This is a genomic window from Rhodococcus sp. Q1, from assembly GCF_004153645.1.
Classification (GTDB): domain Bacteria; phylum Actinomycetota; class Actinomycetes; order Mycobacteriales; family Mycobacteriaceae; genus Rhodococcus; species Rhodococcus gordoniae.
Genome location: NZ_SDMJ01000008.1, coordinates 108,747 through 125,169 on the forward strand (window position 1 = coordinate 108,747; position 16,423 = coordinate 125,169).

Here is a 16,423-nt window from a genome sequence, read left to right on the forward strand (position 1 = left end):
GCTCAGGTCAGGATCTCGACGTACCCTTCCGTGCCGTGCACGCGGATGCGCTGTCCGTCGCAGATGATGCGGGTGGCGTCCTCCACGCCCACCACGGCCGGCAGCCCGTACTCGCGCGCGATCACCGCGCCGTGCGTCATCACCCCGCCGACCTCCGTCACCAGCGCGCTGACGGTCACGAACGCCGGGGTCCAGCTGGGGTCGGTGAACGCGGTCACCAGGATGTCGCCCGGTTCGAGGTCGGCTCGGTCCATATCGGCGACCACGCGGGCGCGTCCTTCCACGACACCGGTGGACACCGCGATACCGGGCAGCGCCCCGTCGGGGAGACCGTCGCGGCTGTACGCGCCGGTGAGCGTCTCCCCTGTCGACAGCAGCACCCGCGGCGGCGAGAGCCTGCCGAACGATGCGAACTCCCGCTTCCGGTCGGCGACGAGGTCGCCGACCGGTCGTGGTGCGCGGACCACGTCCTCGAGTTCGTCGAACCGCAGGAAGAAGATGTCCTCCTTCTCGTCGATCACTCCCGCGTCCACGAGATTCTCGGCCTCCCGCAGGAGGGCCTGTTTGTAGAGGAGGTAGCGCCCGACCATGCCGTACTTCGGGTACTCCCGATAGCCCGCGAAGGCCCGCACACGGTGGACGAGCCTCTCGATCTCTCGGGCCTTCCGCTCTCCGTCCGGCAACGACCGCACGCGTTCGAGGAGTTCGCGCCTCTTCTCCTCGGCCTGCCGCCGACCGTCGTCGAATCGCTGTTTCGCCGCGCCGGGCCCGAAGTTGTCCAGATTGCTCACGATCGTCGGCACCAGCATGGTGGGGCGTTCGGCCCACCGCGGGCGGGTGATGTCGATTTCGGCGACGCATCGCCTGCCGTACTTGCCGAGAAAATCCTCGAACGCCGCTCGTACCTGCGGTCCGCCCGTGTGTGCGCCGAGTTCGTCGAGGAAACGTGCGTCGTCGAAGCCCTCCTCGTCGACCTGCCGGAGGAATGTCACGACGTCGGGATGCGGACGAACCACATCGGCGACGTCCAGCAGCGCCAGCCCCATCTCCGAGGTGACGTTGTAGGGCACCGAGCGGGCAATCACGTCCGCCACGTTCTTCTCCCCCAACCATTCCCGACCCAGTTCGTTGAGCCGTTCGGCCGCTTCCATGCCCGCCGCGATCACCTCACCGACCTGCCGGCCGAACAACGCCTCCTGCAGATCGCGAATGTCGGCGCGAATGACATCGAGCAACGCCGAACCGGTCTCGTTCTCGACGCGACGCGCGGATTCGGCGATCGCGGCCTCACTCTGCGCCACGAGTTCGGGGACGACGGCCGGGTCGATCTCGTCCGGGGCGGGTGGCAGACCGGCCCGTGCGACGGCAGGGTCGTCCGGGCGCGTCGGGACGAATCCCCGATCGAGCACGGTCTGCAGCGCGTCGCCGAAGAGCGGGTCGGACTTACCGATCATTCCGACGATGCCCGGCCCCTGGGTGGGTGAAGCCAACATGGCCGTGATGTCGACGAACAACCGTCCGCCCGCGTGACGCATGGGCGCACGGCTGGTCGACTGCCACATCGAGATTCCCAGCGGCTTCATCGGATCGGTCATCATCTGTTGGTGACCGACGGAGACGTACACGCGGTTCTCGTCGTCACCGGACTCCGGGACGGGAAACAGCGTGGTGATCGGGCGGCTCTGCACGATGTGGAAAACACCGCCGGCCAGGCACCATTCGATGTCCTGGGGGTGCCCGAAGTGTGCTTCGATGCGCCTGCCCAGCCGCACGAGTTCGACGAGGTGCGTGTCGGTCAGCACCGGTGCCTCCTGCCGCTGTGTCCTGTCCACGACCTCGCCGGCACGCACCGCGTACGCATCGGCGTTCACCAGGCCGGACACCAGGTCGTCCCCGAGGCCGAATCCCGCATCCACCCGGGCCACCGTGCGGTCGGACGTCACCGGATCGGCGGTGAACAGCACACCCGACGCCTGCGGGGACACCATCCGCTGCACGACCACTGCCATGTGCACCTTCCGGTGGTCGACGCCGTTGCCGAACCGGTAGGTCACGGCGCGCTCGGTGAACAGCGACGCCCAGCACATGCGGAGATGCCGGAGCACCTCTGCCGCACCGACGACGTCCAGGTAGCTGTCCTGTTGCCCTGCAAAGGAAGCCGTCGGCAGGTCTTCGGCGGTCGCGCTGGAACGCACCGCGACGGGCACCCCCTCACCGAGTTCGCGAACGTGCGCGGCGATCTCCCCGGCGATGTCGTCCGGGATCGAGCACTCGCCGATCTCCGTGCGGATCTGCGCGCTCACCGCTCCGATATCGCCGGGGTCGACCTTCGCGAGTCGCTCGAGCAGGTCGTCGACGTGCGGTAGATCGGAAAGCACCTTTCGATAGGCATCCGTCGTCACACAGAACCCGTCGGGCACGTCGACGCCGTCGATGCGCCGCAACTCCCCGAGGTTCGCTCCCTTGCCACCGACGATCGACACCGCCGTGCGGTCGATCTCCCGAAAATTGTGTACATATCCCATTCCGGCTCCCCACCTGCTGATTCGATGCTGTGTGGGCGAGTATGAACCGAATCGCCGATCCTCATGAGGGCCGAGGATCCGGTATAACGTGAGAGGGGGAAGACGAATCCTGGCTCTACAGCGGCGCACCGAACTGCGAGCCCAGCAGCCATGCCCGGTCCGCCACCCGTTCCGCCAGGTCCACCCGCTCCTCGAGGCTTCCGGTGAGCAGCACCCAGGAGCGGCCCGTGGCCGTGAGCGCGTCGACGAACCACTCCGTCATCTCCGCTCGGATGTGTTCACCGTCCCGGATGCCGTCCTGCACGAACGGAACCCCGTGGTGATCGGTGAGCAGGTACAACGCTCGCCGGCCGCGGACGCCGCGCCAGGCCCGTTCGCTGCTGCCGAGATACCGCCGCTCCCACACGGTCGTCGCGAACGCGTCGGTGTCGCAGACGAGCAGCGGAGACCCTTCCCGTGCCGCGTCCTCCTCGAGGCGCGTCTGTTCGACGGCAATGTTCTCGAAATCGTCTCCGGTCCAGACGATGTCGTTCACGTCTCCGGTGCCGAGCTTGTCGTGGGTGGCCTGTCGTCCGTATTCCGGCACCCACCGGGTTCGTTCCCAGACCCCTCCCCGTTTCCGGTACCGGCGTACCAGTTCGCGGCTGACGGTGGTGGTGCCCGTCGACTCGGCGCCGAGGACGACGATGCGGGTCGTGAGGCCGGCCCGGGCGGGTGCGTCCAGATCGTCCCAGCGCCCGGCGAGGTCGCCGCGACAGGCCGTGCCGGATGCGGGATGCGCGACACGCAGCGGGTCGACGCACACGTGAGTGGCCGAGAAGCGTCGAGCGAGTTCGTCACCGTACTTCTCGCTCGAGACCACCGCGTCGACCGGAATATCGGTGACGGTACGCGCGGCTGCTTTCATGCAGGCGACCTGCGCGGTCCATACGGTGTCCGATTCGAGGTCCATCGGCGCGTCGCACGGTATTCCCGTCACCGTGACCGTCGCCTCGGCGGCGTGCGATTCCCGCATCCACGACACGCGTGCACCCAGCGGAATCGTCTCCGCCGCAGAGGACATGACAACGACGGTGACGCGCTCGGCGAGCTCCGCGGCACGGCGGACGAGGTGATGGTGACCGACATGGGGTGGATAGAACTTTCCGATGACGAGTGCGTGCCGGTACATCAGCGCACCTCCACCGGTTCCCGCTCGGCCGCCATCGAGCGTCGCCAGGCGAGCAGACCCCGGACGCACAGAAGCAGGAAGCCTCCGTACAGCAGCGCGGTGAGCGTCAGCCCCTTGTGCAGGTAGAGCGGGATGTAGATCAGGTCGGCGGCGATCCACAACAGCCACGACTCCCACCGTTTCTTCGCCTGTCCCCACGTCGCGAGCAGGGACAACACGGTGGTGGTCGCGTCCCAGAACGCGACGGTCGAGTTCGTCGCGACCTCCAACAGCGCCGTCAGCCCGATGACCGCAGCGACACCCACGACGGCAAGTACGCTCCATTCGGTCGCGTTCGTGCTCGTCACCGGCAGGGCATCCCCGTTCCTGCCCCGCGACCAGTTGCTCCACCCCCACACGGCAAGTGCGATGTACACAACCTGCAATCCGGAATCGGCGTAGAGTCCGGCGGTCGCGAAGAGCAGGATCCACACGAGGTTGTTGACGATCCCGATCGGCCAGTTGAGGATCGACTGCCGGCCCACCAGGTACACGCACCAGGCGCCGCTGACGAAGCCGAACACCTCCGCCCAGGTGGTGGGCGCACCGAGTGCGGTGAATGCTGTCGAGTTCAGAAATGCGATCATCGTCGCCGCCTTTCGCTTGTGACGGCAATTAGATCATATTTGCTCTAAGTGGGGCAACGGTGAAGTGCACTTCGGTGTTCTCGACAGCGCTGTGCGACGTCGAGAACACCGAAGTGTCGGAGAATCAGCGGGGTTCGGGGCCCTCCACGAGCGGCAGGGACTCGTCGGCGGTCCACGCGTTGAGCGAACCGTCGTACACCGCGACATCCGACCGGCCCGCGACCGCGAGTGCATGCGCGAGTCCCGAGGCTGCGATGCCGCCACCGCAGTAGGTCACCGGCGTGACGTCCGGGTTCAGTGCGCCCGCCTCGTCGAAGATCTCCCGCAGTTCCGCCGCCGGCTTCAGGCGCCCGGTCGACGGATCGACGAGTTCGCCGAAGGGAATGTTGATGCTGCCGGGGATGTGCCCGCGCCGTGGATAGGACGGGCTCTCACCACGGTAGGTCGCAGGATCCAAGGCGTTGATGATCAGCGTGTTCGGGTCGTCGAGCGACGCCGCAACCTCCTCCGTCGACCGCACCAACTCCGGACGATGCCGCGAGGTGAAGGTCGCGCCGTGTGGCACCACCTGCTCGTCGGAGACCGGGTAGCCGGCGGCCTTCCAGGCGGGCAGCCCGCCGTCGAGCACGGCGGCATCGTCGAAACCTTCGAGTCGCAGCTGCCACCACAGCCGCGCCGCCCAGATACCGTTCTTCTGGTCGTACAGCACGACGCGGCGACCTTCACCGATACCGACGGCGCCCGCGGCTGTGGCGAAGCGCTCCGACGGCGCCGCAGTGAACGGTTGCGGGGCTTGATGATCGGAGAAGTCCGTGAACAGGTCGGCGTAGACCGCACCGGGGATGTGTTCCTCCAGGTAGGTCGCCAAGCCGGGTTCGACGTGCACGGACCCGTCCGGCGGCATGCTCAGGTGCACGGTGGCATCGACGATGACGAGATCTTCGTCGCCCAACTGCTCGTACAACCACTCCGGAGAGACGGTGCTCGGCTTCGTGTCGCTCATCGAGGTCCTCCTCTGCACTCGGTATCTCCCTCCAGTAGAGCAGCCGTACGACCTGGGTGGGCCCGGCCCCGCTCAGCGGGGATCAACCCACCCGAATCGATTCGACTGTCACTCCGCCGGGCCGGTTCCGGTGGCCGGGACCCCGCCGGGCGGGGTCTACCCCACCGAAATCGGGCGGGCGTTCCAGCTGTCCTCGACCACCCGCGGCTTGCACGCCTGGTAGGCGCCGGTCACCAGCACCGCGACGGCGACCGTCATGAAGATGAACGAAGCGGTCCAGCCCGAAGTGAGGTCGTGGAAGACGCCGAACAGCAGCGGGCCGAGGCACGCGGCGCTGTAGCCCACACCCTGGGTGAAGCCCGACAGAGCGGCGGATCCGGCGGAGGTGCGGGAACGCAGATTGATGAGGGTCAGCGCCATCGGGAAGGTGCTGGGCCCGAGTCCGAGGAGCACGACCCACAGGATCGGCGCACTCATCGGCGCGATCCACAGGCCCGCGAACGCGATGAGGAAACACGCGGCGCACGCCAGGACGACCGGGAACGGGTTCTCCATCCGCGCACACAGCGACGGAGCACCGAACGCGGAGACCAGCCCCAGCAGGGCGAACAGTCCCACCATCGCACCACCGAAGGCCGGGCCCGCTCCGGCGTCGGCGAGGATGTCGGGAATCCACGTGAACATCGAGTAGGTGACGAGGGACGTCATGCCGAACATTCCGGCCATCCCCCAGCCCACCGGCGAGCGCCACACCCGGCCGGGGGCGTGCTGCTCTGCGGGTACGGCGTCCTCGGCAGCGTCGCCGCGGCGCCGCAGCAGGACCCACGTCCACGGGAGCGCTGCAGCGAATCCGATCAGCGCCCACACTCCGAGCGAGACGCGCCAGCCGAACGCATCGGCGAGCGGGACCGCGACGAAAGCGGGCACGATGGTGCCGAGCTGCACACCCACGATGTATACCGAGCTGACGAGTGCCAGCGTGTCGGAGAAGTAGCGCTTGACCAGAGGAGGGATGACGACGTTGCCGATGCCCATCCCGCCCAGCGCGACGGCCGACAGGAGCAGCAGCGACCAGGTGTCGGTCATCAGCGCGCGGATCGCCATGCCGGCGCCTGCCATGAGCATCGCGATCAGCGCGGTGCGTTCGAGTCCCCATCGTCGGCCGAGCGCCGGGGTGGCCAGACCGAAGACCGCGAACATCGCGGTCGGGATCATGCCGAACACACCGACGATCGTGGACGAGAAGCCGATCTCCTCACTGATCTGCGCAGCGAGGGGACTGAACGAGGTGACCGCGAGCCTCAGGACGAGTGCCGACATCGCGATCGCACAGAACACCAGCAGACGACCACGTAGAAGACTCACGCCGAAAATCATAGGATGATGGGATGACTTTGGGAAAACCTGTTCAGCGCACGAACCTGATCGAGCAGGTCACCGAACAGTTGCGCAGCGAGATCTGCAGCGGACGCTGGAAGGTCGGTGAGAAGATCCCCACCGAACCGCACCTGTGCGAATTCACCGGCACCGGCCGCAACACCGTCCGCGAAGCCGTGCAGGCCCTCGTCCACACCGGCATGCTCGAACGTCGCCAGGGCTCGGGTACCTACGTCCTCGCGACCTCCCACGTCACCGGCACCCTCGGCAAGTATTTCGCCACGGCCCACGAACGCGACGTGCTCGAACTGCGGCAGGCCCTCGACGTCACCGCCGCCGTCCTGGCCGCGCGCCGGCGCACCCCCGACGACGTGGCCCGGCTCGAACAGTTGCTCGCCGAGCGCAACCGATTGTTCGCCGGATCCGACATCGACGCCGCGGTGGCCGCCGACGTCGCCCTGCACCGCGCCATCGTCGAGGCCAGCCACAACGCGGTGTACCTCGAGTTCTACGACTCGCTGCTTCCGTCGATCCGCCGCACCATCGACCGGCACGTCCGAGTCACGGGCCTGGGTTTCGAACCCGAACACACCACCTTGGTCGCCGCCGTCATCGCCGGCGACGAGGACGCCACCGTGGAGGCGGCGCAGGGGCTGTTCGCGGAGCTCACCGACTGAGAGGTAGGGACTCCGCCGATCATCGAACCCCGGCCGAGCGCAGGGCGTCCGCGAGGGTGTACGCCTCCGGAGAACTCAGGAGAAGCTCGTCGAAGTCGACGCCGGGGCCACCCAGCGCGACGCGCAGCACCGGATGGCCTCGCTTCATGGCGACCAGGCGTTTGATGCCGCGCGGGTGCCGGAAGGTGCCTACTTTCAGGTAACCGGAGATCACCAGGCCGGATCTGATGCCGAGGACCTCGGACGTCCATCCCGGAAGGACCTCCACGCCGGTGATCGCCGAGATCGGCACCTCCATCGCGGTTCGGCGGACCATGAAGGCTTCCCACCGAGAGAAGGACAGGTGGAGGGTTGCGTTGTCGTATGTCGTTTGGGCCATGACGTCGGACCTTCCGTCGACGGTAAACTGGCTACAGCGCTGAGAACATTATCACGATGATAACAATGACGGGTAGGTACCCATGGCGAAGACGCCGCCGATCGCGAAAGTCGTGCTGCACCCGGTCCGGCTGCGGATCGTCCAGCAACTCGGAGGACGGCAGCTGACCACGAGCGAGCTCCGATCGGCACTCCCCGACATCACCCAGGCCACGCTCTACCGACACGTCGCAGCCTTGATCGACGCCGAGATCGTCACCGTCGTCGACGAACGTCGCGTACGCGGAACCGTCGAACGCACCCTCGCACTCGGCGACCGCATGGCCCACGTCGGCCACGACGATCTCGCCGCCATGAGCGATGCCGAACTACGCCATGCCTTCGTCACATTCCTCGGCGCGCTCGGCGAGAGCTTCGACACGTTCATCCAGGACGACGATCGAAGCCTGCGCGACTATCTGGGTTTCGGGACCACCCCGCTCTACGTCACCACCGACGATCTCGCGGAGATCCAGAGCAGGCTCGCCGACATCCTCGCCCCGTATCGCACGGATACAGGTGACGACCGGATGCGCATCACCCTGACGACCGCGGTGATCCCCGCTCCCCCCACCGCTCCATCCGAAGAGGGGTAGATCTCAGCGGAACCGGCCCACGTTCGCGTCGGCCCACGGCGCGAAGGACGAGAACCGAGCCGTCAGCAAATTTGTGCGTATTTCCGTTGCAGGGCAGACGAACCGGCAGATCCATCGCGGACGAACAGCCGATTCACGGCGAATCGGGGTCACGACCCGGTGGCCCACCGAGCACGTGCGGAGCGCGTAAGTATCATTCCGGCAAACACCGCTCGAAGGGGAATACGGCGGCGGTAACTTTGGTACACCACATTTCCCTCGATGCCCACGTCCCCCAATACCTCTGTCACACATCATCGGAAACATTCCTGCTGCACTCTCCCCGGAGGCCGACGTGCGTGGATTCGGTATCGATCTCGGAACAGCCAACACCGTCGTCGGAACCCCCGACGAGGGCATAGTCCTCAACGAGCCGTCGCTGATGATGGTTCGCATCAAGGAGCCACACCGAGCGCTCGCAATCGGCCAGGACGCGAGCGACCTCGTCGACCGCACACCTACCGGGATCGTCCCGATCCGCCCGATACGCGACGGGGTGATCGTGGATCTCGACACGGCACGGACATTCGTCACGGCCGTCCTCGCACAGATCTCACCGCGCCGGCACTACGGCATACGGCCGACGGGCGTCATCGCCGCTCCCGCAGGCGCCACGCCGCTCGAACGTCGCGCACTGCTCGAAGTCGGACACGAGGCCGGGCTCCGCAAGGTCGGCCTGATCCCCGAACCGGTCGCGGGCGCCCTCGGCTGCGGGATCGACCCGCTCGAACCCCGCACCCATCTCGTCGTCGACATCGGTGGCGGCACTTCGGAAGTCACCGCCCTCTGCTACGGCGGCGTCCTCTCCCATCGCAGTTGCCGCATCGCCGGCAACGACCTGACGAGCGCGATCCTCCGGTACCTCCGCGCGGAACACCGGATCCTCGTCGGCGAACTCACCGCCGAACGCGCGAAGGTGGGGGCACCCGACACCGCCGACGAGCGGTCGCTCGTCGTGGAGGGTCGCGACGCCGCGACCGGCCGGGCGCGCCTGGTGACGCTCGAGACCGAGGAGATCATGGACGCGGTGCGGCCCACCACGACCAGCATCGTGCAGACGCTGTCGACCTGCCTGGACGACCTGCCTCCACGCGCGATCAGCGACGTGATGGCCGAAGGCATCCTGGCGATCGGCGGAGGATCGATGCTCCGCGGTGTGCCGCAACTGCTCGAGGAGGCCTTCGGTCTCCCGGTGAAGACCGCCGACCGTCCTCTCACCTGCGTCGCCGAAGGCGCGACGGCCTGCATGGAACGGCCCGAGGTGCTCGCCGCCTACGCCGCGTCGTCGACTGCTGCCTGATCACTTACGGATTCGGTGCCCGGGTCTGCGCGAGGTAACGCTCGAGCAGACCCTTCACCACCGGCCCGGAGGTGGCCGAACCGAACCCGCCACCGCGCACCAGTGCCGTCACCACGACCTCCGGTGCCTCGGCCGGTACCACCGCGGAGAACCACGCGTTGAGACCCTTTCCGGGGGCCGACGGATCCTCCGCCGTACCGGTCTTGGCGGCGGCCGAGACCGGCAGGCTCGCAAGCTGACCGGCGGTGCCGGCCGAGGCGGACGCCCGCATGCCTGCCCGCACCGGTTCGAGCTTGTCCGCGAACGACAGCCGGTGCGGCACCCCGGTGGGAATCGGAACCGCATCACCGGGGCCGTAGGCGGCGGCGAGCTGCGGGGTCACCACCTGACCCGACGCGATACCCGCCGTCCACCGCGCGACCTGGATCGGGGTCGCCGTGACGGTGCCCTGACCGATACCCATCAACAGGGTCGAGCCCGGATACCAGGCACCTCCGATGCTCTCGACGTTGTCCGGGGTGCCGAGGAAACCCGTGGATTCGGCGGGCAGGTCGATCCCCGAGGGAGCGCCCACCCCGAGTTCGGCGGCGGTCTCCGCGATGCGGTAGGGACCGAGGAGGTCGGCCAGTTGGTAGAAGTACACGTTGTCGGACCACTGGATCGCCCCGAGCAGATTGTTCGGGCCCATCGGCTGCCAGTTGGCGAAGGTGTGACCGCCGTAGGTGTAGGCAGCGCCGCCCGCCAGGTACGCGTCCGGTGACAGCACGTCGAAAGCTGCGTTCGTCGACGCCGTCACGATCTTGAACGTCGAGCCCGGCGGCACCGCCGTCTGGACGGCGTGGTTCAGCATGCGGCCCGGCCCCGATCCCGCGGTCTGCGCTTCGATCGCGGCCAGATCGGCCGGAGGTCCGTAGACGTTGTTGTCGTAACCCGGCACGCTCGCCAGCGCCAGCACCGCACCGGTGCGGGCGTCCATCACGACCGCCGCGCCGAGGTCGCCTCCACTGGTGCGCACCGCCTGGGCGAGGGCCTCGGTCGCGGCCTGCTGCATACCGAGGTCGAGGTGCAGCCGCAGGTCGTGGCCGTGTATCGGATCGACCCGCTCCCCCGTGCCCACCGGTCGCCCGGACGGATCGACGTACACGCACTGGCGGCCGTCGACGCCGCGCAGCAGCGCGTCGTACTGCCGTTCCAGTCCCGCCTTGCCGACCCGCGATCCGAGCGCGAGGGTCGGCCAGACCTCCATGTCCTGCCGGTCCGCGACCCCGACGTACCCGAGGAGCGACGCGAGCACTTCCCCGTGCGGGTACTGCCTGCGTCCGGTCGGGTAGACCAGCACCCACGGCAGCCGGGCGTCGACGATCGCCCGGGCCTGGTCGGGCCCGACACGTCCGAGCACGACCTGCAGTTCCCCGTCGCTCCGGAGTTCCTCCTCGAGCTGTTCCGGAGTGATGCCGAGCAGCGCGGCGAGTTCGTGGTGCGCCGACGGGTTGCTCTCGGCGAACATCCGGGCGACCACCGCGACGGTGTACTCGGCGACATTGGTCGCGACCGGAACGCCGGCCCGGTCGAGGATCTGCCCGCGTTCGGCGGGTAGACGGATGCAGCGCAACATCTGTGTGTCGCTGGTCGCGCGCAGTTCGGTGCCGTGGTCGGTCTGCAGCTGGTAGGCGAACACCGACATCGCGACGAGCGAGGCCGTCGTCACCACTGCCCCCGCCGTGACACCCCGCGGCAGGCGCCGCTTCGTGGATTCGGTGGCCCACAGCTGCCGGGTCACACCGTCGCGACGTACCGCGAGAACGAGGCCGATGGACACGAATCCGACGATCGAGGCGGTGCCCCCGTAACTGAAGACGGGAATCGGCATGCCGGTGTGCGGCAGCAGCGACAGGCTCTGGGCCACCGACACCGCGGTGTGCAGCCCGAACAGCCCGCCGACGCCCGCGGCGACGAGTGCCGCCTCCCGCGTCCGTGCCGTGCGGGCGGCGACCACCGAACGCCACACGATGATCACGACGGCCAGCACGACGGCGATTCCGGCCGCCAGGCCCCACCCGTACACCAGGCTCGCGAAGGCCAGATCGTGCTGCGATTCGGGCAGGTACCGGGCCCTGAGGTCGTAGTCCGGTTCGCGCCCGAGACCCCACCAGCCCGCACTGCCGATCGCGATGTCCGCCTGCCATGCCGCCCAACCCGACCCCTGGGGGTCGGCGCCGCCGCCCGACAGGAAGACGTGGATCCGCTCGAGCTGGTACGGACGCAGGAACAGCACGGCCAGGGGCAGCGAGGCGAGCCCGAGTGCGAACAACGGGAACAGCGAACGCAGCGGCACCCGCCCCAGGACCAGCATGAGCAGCACGGTGGCCACGAGCACCACGGCGGTCGACAGGTCGGGCTGCAGCGCCACCAGCGCGATCGGCAACGCCGACACGATCAGGACCCCCACGAACCTGCCGAGCGTGTATCCGCCGGCCAGTATCGCGGCGGGCACCAGAACCAGGGCGAGCTTGGCGATCTCGGAGGGCTGCAGGGTGAAGACACCCAGGTTCAGCCAGCGCTGGGCGCCTTTGGTCGCGATGCCGATCAACGGCACCGCCGCGAGCAGGACCACCGAGGCTGTGAACAACGCCCAGCCGAAACGACTCAGGGCGGCGATCCGCATGCGGGAAGTCGCCCACATCGCGCCGAGTCCCACTGCGGCGATCGCGGCGTGACGCACGGCGAGCGACGACATGCCGGTCGAGATCATGTTGAGCATGCCGAGTGCGACCAGCGCGACGACCGCCGTGACGAGCCAGGGATCGGATGGGTGCCTAACCGCCGTCACGAGTGCCCCCGGGCACGCAGCCGGCATTTTCGGCGGGAAGGTACAACGGTTCGGACGCGGCCACTGCGGGGACGGTGGTGACCGCGGCGACCGCCAGTGCCGGCCCGGGCGGCAGGTCGACGCTGCCGATGCCGTACGCCTCCGGCGCACCCGGCGGCACCGGCACCGTGATCTCCCCGCCCGGCAGGGTCACACCCGTACATCGGTCGTAGACCGTCAGATTCCAGGCCATCGCACCGACATTCGCTGCCGGGTCGAGTCCGACATCGACCCGCACGGTGCACGATCGTCCCGCCTCGCACGGACCGTTCGCGAAGCTTGCGGCGACCTGCGTGACCGGTCCGGCGGCACCCGGAAGTGCGGTGGTGACGGGCCCCGGTTCGACGGCTCCCGGTGTGGCTTCGGGCACCGGCGGAATCGGAGGGGGTGGCGAGACGGGATCGATCCGATCGTCCATCGACGAGTCCACCGGGTCGAGGAGGGTGTGCCAACCGCGGTTCAGTTCCGACCATGCGGTGGGAGCCACCCACGCCACCGCGACGAGCGCGAGGATCGCGATCAGCGCGATGATCCACCGGCGCGGCGACAGGCGCCTCTTCTTGCGATGCCACACCTTCCCGGCGGGTGGGCGCGGGCGGTTCGGGGTACGAGCCCGCTCCGTCGTCGGGAGCGGCATGTTCGCCCGTTCCGCGATATCGCTCTCCGAACGGGCGTGCCCCTTCACTGCGGAGACGAGCGCGACGATCTGAGACCGCTTCCTTTCCCTCTCGGTCTCGTCGAATTCCGTTGCGGCAACATAACGGACCCGTCTCGCCAGGCCGACCAGATCCGACGATTCGGCGATCGCTGCGTCCACCCGATCGGCAAGCGCGTCGTTACGGCAGTTCGTCACGATCCGGCGGAGCAGACCTGTCGTCGCATCACGCACCTCGTCCCAGGATCCCGCACTTCCGGCGCTGTCGATGGTGAGCTCTCCGTTCTCGGACACCATCACGGCATCGCCTCGGAGGCGGATCGGATGCCGGCCCCGGCCGTGCGCGAGTTCGAGCTGGTCGACCGCGTCGGTGACGAGCAGCGCGGCCTGCGCAGACGTCAAAGTCACGACGGCAAGCAGTCTTCCGAGTTCTACGCCGCCGCCCCCTGCGTCGTCGTCCACTCGTGTGTCCGGTCCGGGTCGAACCTCGACGGGCTCGTGGTCTCTCGCATGGATTCCCAAGACTGCTTCGATCATCGCGCATCCCGAAAACGCCAGGCCTCCCGCAAAGTGTCAGCCAGACCGGAGCGGGCGGGTGAATTGATCTGGGAGTACCTTTCCCCCTCGACGACGTGCTGCCGAAATTCATTGTGTGTCATTTGCGCACGAGTTGCCTCGGCTTTCGAACGAAACCTTGTGACACATCTGTCCCAAAGCTGTTACCGCCGGGAACATCCACCGATCACTCGCCGCCCGCATGCACCGTGTGGGGACGTGCCGGGAAGTGGCGCCGGGCGTCGTACGGTTCGAGCCACACCTGCACCGTCGCGAACAGTCCGCGTTGCGGGAGCCGGAAGTCGCCGAGGCGGTCCTGCCGGCCCAGGGGACCTTCCGGACCGAGCTCCACTCCACGGACCACGGCGTGCTCGGTATGTGCAACCCACAGTTGCCGCGGGTCGGCCCGGAACCACTGCCCGTTCGGCAGGTGCCCACCGAGCCGCACCCGGCCGGCGCCGAGCACCGGTCCGGCGAGACGCCCCATCGCGGCCAGCACCGTCGGACTGTGCCGGAGCACATCGGGCATCAGACTGCCCGCCGCGGTCATGACGGTGGTCGCCGGCGATGTGGTCATCCGGAGATCCCACTCCAGTTCGGTACCGGTCGTCACATGCAGGGCGGCCGGCCCGGTCCATTCGGCACGCACGTCGGTCTGCTCCGTTCGGCTCAACGCGTGACCGAGATAACGAGGGCAGCTCAGCTCCGGCGGGACGTCGCTGTACACCGTCCACGTGCCCTCCGGGTCGCGGTGCCATACGGACGTGAAGCCGTCGCCGATGCTGGTGGTCGGGAATCTGCGCAGCGCGAGATAATGGCCGCTCGCGAACGGCGCGCCGATCACGGCGTAGCCGGCGAAACGCTCTCCGGAAACCCGGGGCAGTTCGCAGGACCTCTCGGCGGCTGCGTGCGGGGTGATGGTCATGATCGTCCTCCTGAATTGCGGGTACTTCGATCCTGGGCTCACCGCCCCCGCACGTCATGAGGCCGCTGCCTCATCTTTCGAACCCGGAACTGTGCGAGGACACTGATCCCATGACGTCCACAGGGGACGGTCCGCGACGAGCGGAACTGGTCGCCGCGCTGTCCCTCGCGATCGATCTGGGTCTCGGTCAGCCGATGGAGCACATGCTGCGCTCGGCCGTGATCGCCACGCGTATCGCCGACCGGATGGAGTTGACTGCAGACCAGCGCGACGTGGTGTTCTACGCCGATCTGGTCGCGTGGATCGGATGCCACGCCGATTCGCACGAACTGGCACGGATGTTCGGCGACGACATCACCTTCCGCGCCGACACCTACGCGGTGGACATGACGGGATTACCGTTCCTACGGCTACTGATGAGTCATGTCGGGCGGGGACTGCCTCACGCGGAGCGATTCCTCCATGCCACGGCCTTCCTGTTCACCGCGCGGCGGCAGATGTCCGAACTCATCCGGTCCCACTGCGGGTCCGCGAGTGTCCTCTCCGATCGGGTCGGTCTGGATCCGGAGGTGGGATCGATGCTCGCCTTCACCTTCGAGCGCTGGGACGGCGCAGGGCTACCTTCGGGCGCGCGCGGCGACGAGATTCCCGTCGAGATGCAGATCGTGCACCTGGCCGACGTGGCCGAAGTGCACCTACGGCTCGGTGGGCCGGCACAGGCGGGCGCTGTTGCTCGTGCGCGCAGCGGAACCCAGTTCGGACCCCACGTGGTGCAGGTCTTCGTCGACGCTGTCGACGCGATCACCACGGGTGTGCTCGAACAGGACGCGTGGTCGGCGGCGCTGGCCCAGGCATCCGATCGGGATTACACAGTGAGCAAGCCCGAACTGGACGAGATGCTGCGCGCAATGGCAGATTTCGTCGACCTCAAATGTCCGTATCTACTGGGACATTCGCGGCGCGTCGCGGATCTGGCGGCGGCAGCGGGCCGGCATCGCGGGCTTCCGGTCGCCGAGGTCGAACTCCTCTACCGCGCCGGGCTCGTGCACGGACTGGGACGGATGGGTGTGCCCAACCAGATCTGGGAGAAGATCGATCCGCTCACCACGGCGGAATGGGAACGGCTCCGCTTGTACCCGTATCTGACCGGACGGATCCTCAGCCGCGTCGGTGGGTTGGAGTCCGTCGTCGCCGTCGCTGTGACGCACCGAGAGCGACTCGACGGTTCCGGCTATCCCGGTGGGCTCCGGGCCGCCGACCTCGGCATGACTGCGCGAATCCTCGCCGCCGCAGAAACCTACCAGCGCCTACGAGAACCTCGGCCGCACCGCAGAGCGTTGACGGCCGAGGCTGCCGCAGCCCGGATGTGCCGTGACGCGGAAGCCGGTCGATTCGACACCGAAGCCGTCGAGGCCGTGCTGTTGGCGGCCGGACACCCGACGAAGCGCCGTGCCTCCTGGCCTGCGGGATTGACGGGGCGTGAGGTGGAAGTCCTCCGGCTCGTCGCTCTGGGATATTCGAACCGGCAGATCGCCGACGAGCTGGGCATCGCGCACAAGACGACCCGCAATCACGTCGAGCACCTGTACACCAAGCTCGACGTCCACAACCGTACCCAAGCGGGGCTCGCGGCCATCGACCTCGGCTTGTCCTGAGAGCGGCAGGACGATGGCACCATGGGGCCTCGA

General features: G+C 67.9%; 13 protein-coding genes. 4 read left to right on the forward strand and 9 right to left on the reverse strand.

Translation table 11 applies throughout. The annotated features are described in order from the left end of the window. Window positions 1-2: 2 nt before the first annotated feature. From ppsA to EQ874_RS19930, 5 genes are all read right to left on the reverse strand, one after another. A complete protein-coding gene (gene ppsA / locus EQ874_RS19910; RefSeq protein ID WP_129977873.1) occupies window positions 3-2,525 on the reverse strand; it encodes a phosphoenolpyruvate synthase in 2,523 nt (840 codons plus the stop codon). A 115-nt stretch (window positions 2,526-2,640) separates the two neighbouring features. After that, on the reverse strand, window positions 2,641-3,696 hold the full coding sequence (locus EQ874_RS19915; protein ID WP_129977874.1) for an AAA family ATPase: 1,056 nt from the start codon (window positions 3,694-3,696) through the stop codon (window positions 2,641-2,643). Beyond that, the gene (gene pnuC, locus EQ874_RS19920) at window positions 3,696-4,322 is read right to left on the reverse strand and encodes a nicotinamide riboside transporter PnuC (protein WP_129977875.1); all 627 of its coding nucleotides are present in this window, start codon (window positions 4,320-4,322) and stop codon (window positions 3,696-3,698) included. Before pnuC ends, EQ874_RS19915 begins: the two co-directional genes overlap by 1 nt. Before the next feature lie 124 nt (window positions 4,323-4,446). Beyond that, complete coding sequence (locus tag EQ874_RS19925; protein ID WP_129977876.1) at window positions 4,447-5,325, reverse strand: sulfurtransferase; 879 nt, start codon at window positions 5,323-5,325, stop codon at window positions 4,447-4,449. A 156-nt stretch (window positions 5,326-5,481) separates the two neighbouring features. Continuing rightward, window positions 5,482-6,702, reverse strand: coding sequence for an MFS transporter (locus tag EQ874_RS19930; protein WP_129977877.1), 1,221 nt, complete (start codon window positions 6,700-6,702; stop codon window positions 5,482-5,484). 11 nt (window positions 6,703-6,713) lie between these two features. Between EQ874_RS19930 and EQ874_RS19935 the strand changes: the two genes are divergently transcribed. Continuing rightward, window positions 6,714-7,379, forward strand: coding sequence for a FadR/GntR family transcriptional regulator (locus EQ874_RS19935; protein WP_016933781.1), 666 nt, complete (start codon window positions 6,714-6,716; stop codon window positions 7,377-7,379). A 19-nt stretch (window positions 7,380-7,398) separates the two neighbouring features. Here EQ874_RS19935 and EQ874_RS19940 read toward each other — a convergent pair whose 3' ends face one another. Beyond that, the gene (locus EQ874_RS19940; protein WP_129977878.1) at window positions 7,399-7,758 is read right to left on the reverse strand and encodes a hypothetical protein; all 360 of its coding nucleotides are present in this window, start codon (window positions 7,756-7,758) and stop codon (window positions 7,399-7,401) included. A gap of 82 nt (window positions 7,759-7,840) precedes the next feature. Between EQ874_RS19940 and EQ874_RS19945 the strand changes: the two genes are divergently transcribed. Both EQ874_RS19945 and EQ874_RS19950 read left to right on the forward strand, forming a co-directional pair. Continuing rightward, complete coding sequence (locus EQ874_RS19945) at window positions 7,841-8,392, forward strand: helix-turn-helix domain-containing protein (protein ID WP_129977879.1); 552 nt, start codon at window positions 7,841-7,843, stop codon at window positions 8,390-8,392. 334 nt (window positions 8,393-8,726) lie between these two features. Then, window positions 8,727-9,731: a rod shape-determining protein gene (locus EQ874_RS19950; RefSeq protein WP_129977880.1), complete on the forward strand. Its 1,005-nt coding sequence runs from the start codon at window positions 8,727-8,729 to the stop codon at window positions 9,729-9,731. A gap of 4 nt (window positions 9,732-9,735) precedes the next feature. Here the strand turns inward: EQ874_RS19950 and EQ874_RS19955 are convergent, their stop codons facing one another. From EQ874_RS19955 to EQ874_RS19965, 3 genes are all read right to left on the reverse strand, one after another. Further along, a complete protein-coding gene (locus EQ874_RS19955; RefSeq protein WP_129977881.1) occupies window positions 9,736-12,561 on the reverse strand; it encodes an FtsW/RodA/SpoVE family cell cycle protein in 2,826 nt (941 codons plus the stop codon). Then, window positions 12,548-13,663, reverse strand: a complete 1,116-nt coding sequence (locus EQ874_RS19960) for a hypothetical protein (protein ID WP_242496827.1) — start codon at window positions 13,661-13,663, stop codon at window positions 12,548-12,550. The genes EQ874_RS19955 and EQ874_RS19960 overlap by 14 nt, the downstream gene beginning before the upstream one ends. 334 nt (window positions 13,664-13,997) lie before the next feature. Then, window positions 13,998-14,735 carry a hypothetical protein gene (locus tag EQ874_RS19965; protein WP_129977882.1) on the reverse strand — a complete coding sequence of 246 codons (738 nt, stop codon included), beginning with the start codon at window positions 14,733-14,735 and terminating at the stop codon, window positions 13,998-14,000. A 110-nt stretch (window positions 14,736-14,845) separates the two neighbouring features. Between EQ874_RS19965 and EQ874_RS19970 the strand changes: the two genes are divergently transcribed. Further along, window positions 14,846-16,390, forward strand: a complete 1,545-nt coding sequence (locus EQ874_RS19970) for an HD domain-containing phosphohydrolase (protein WP_129977883.1) — start codon at window positions 14,846-14,848, stop codon at window positions 16,388-16,390. Window positions 16,391-16,423: the final 33 nt, after the last annotated feature.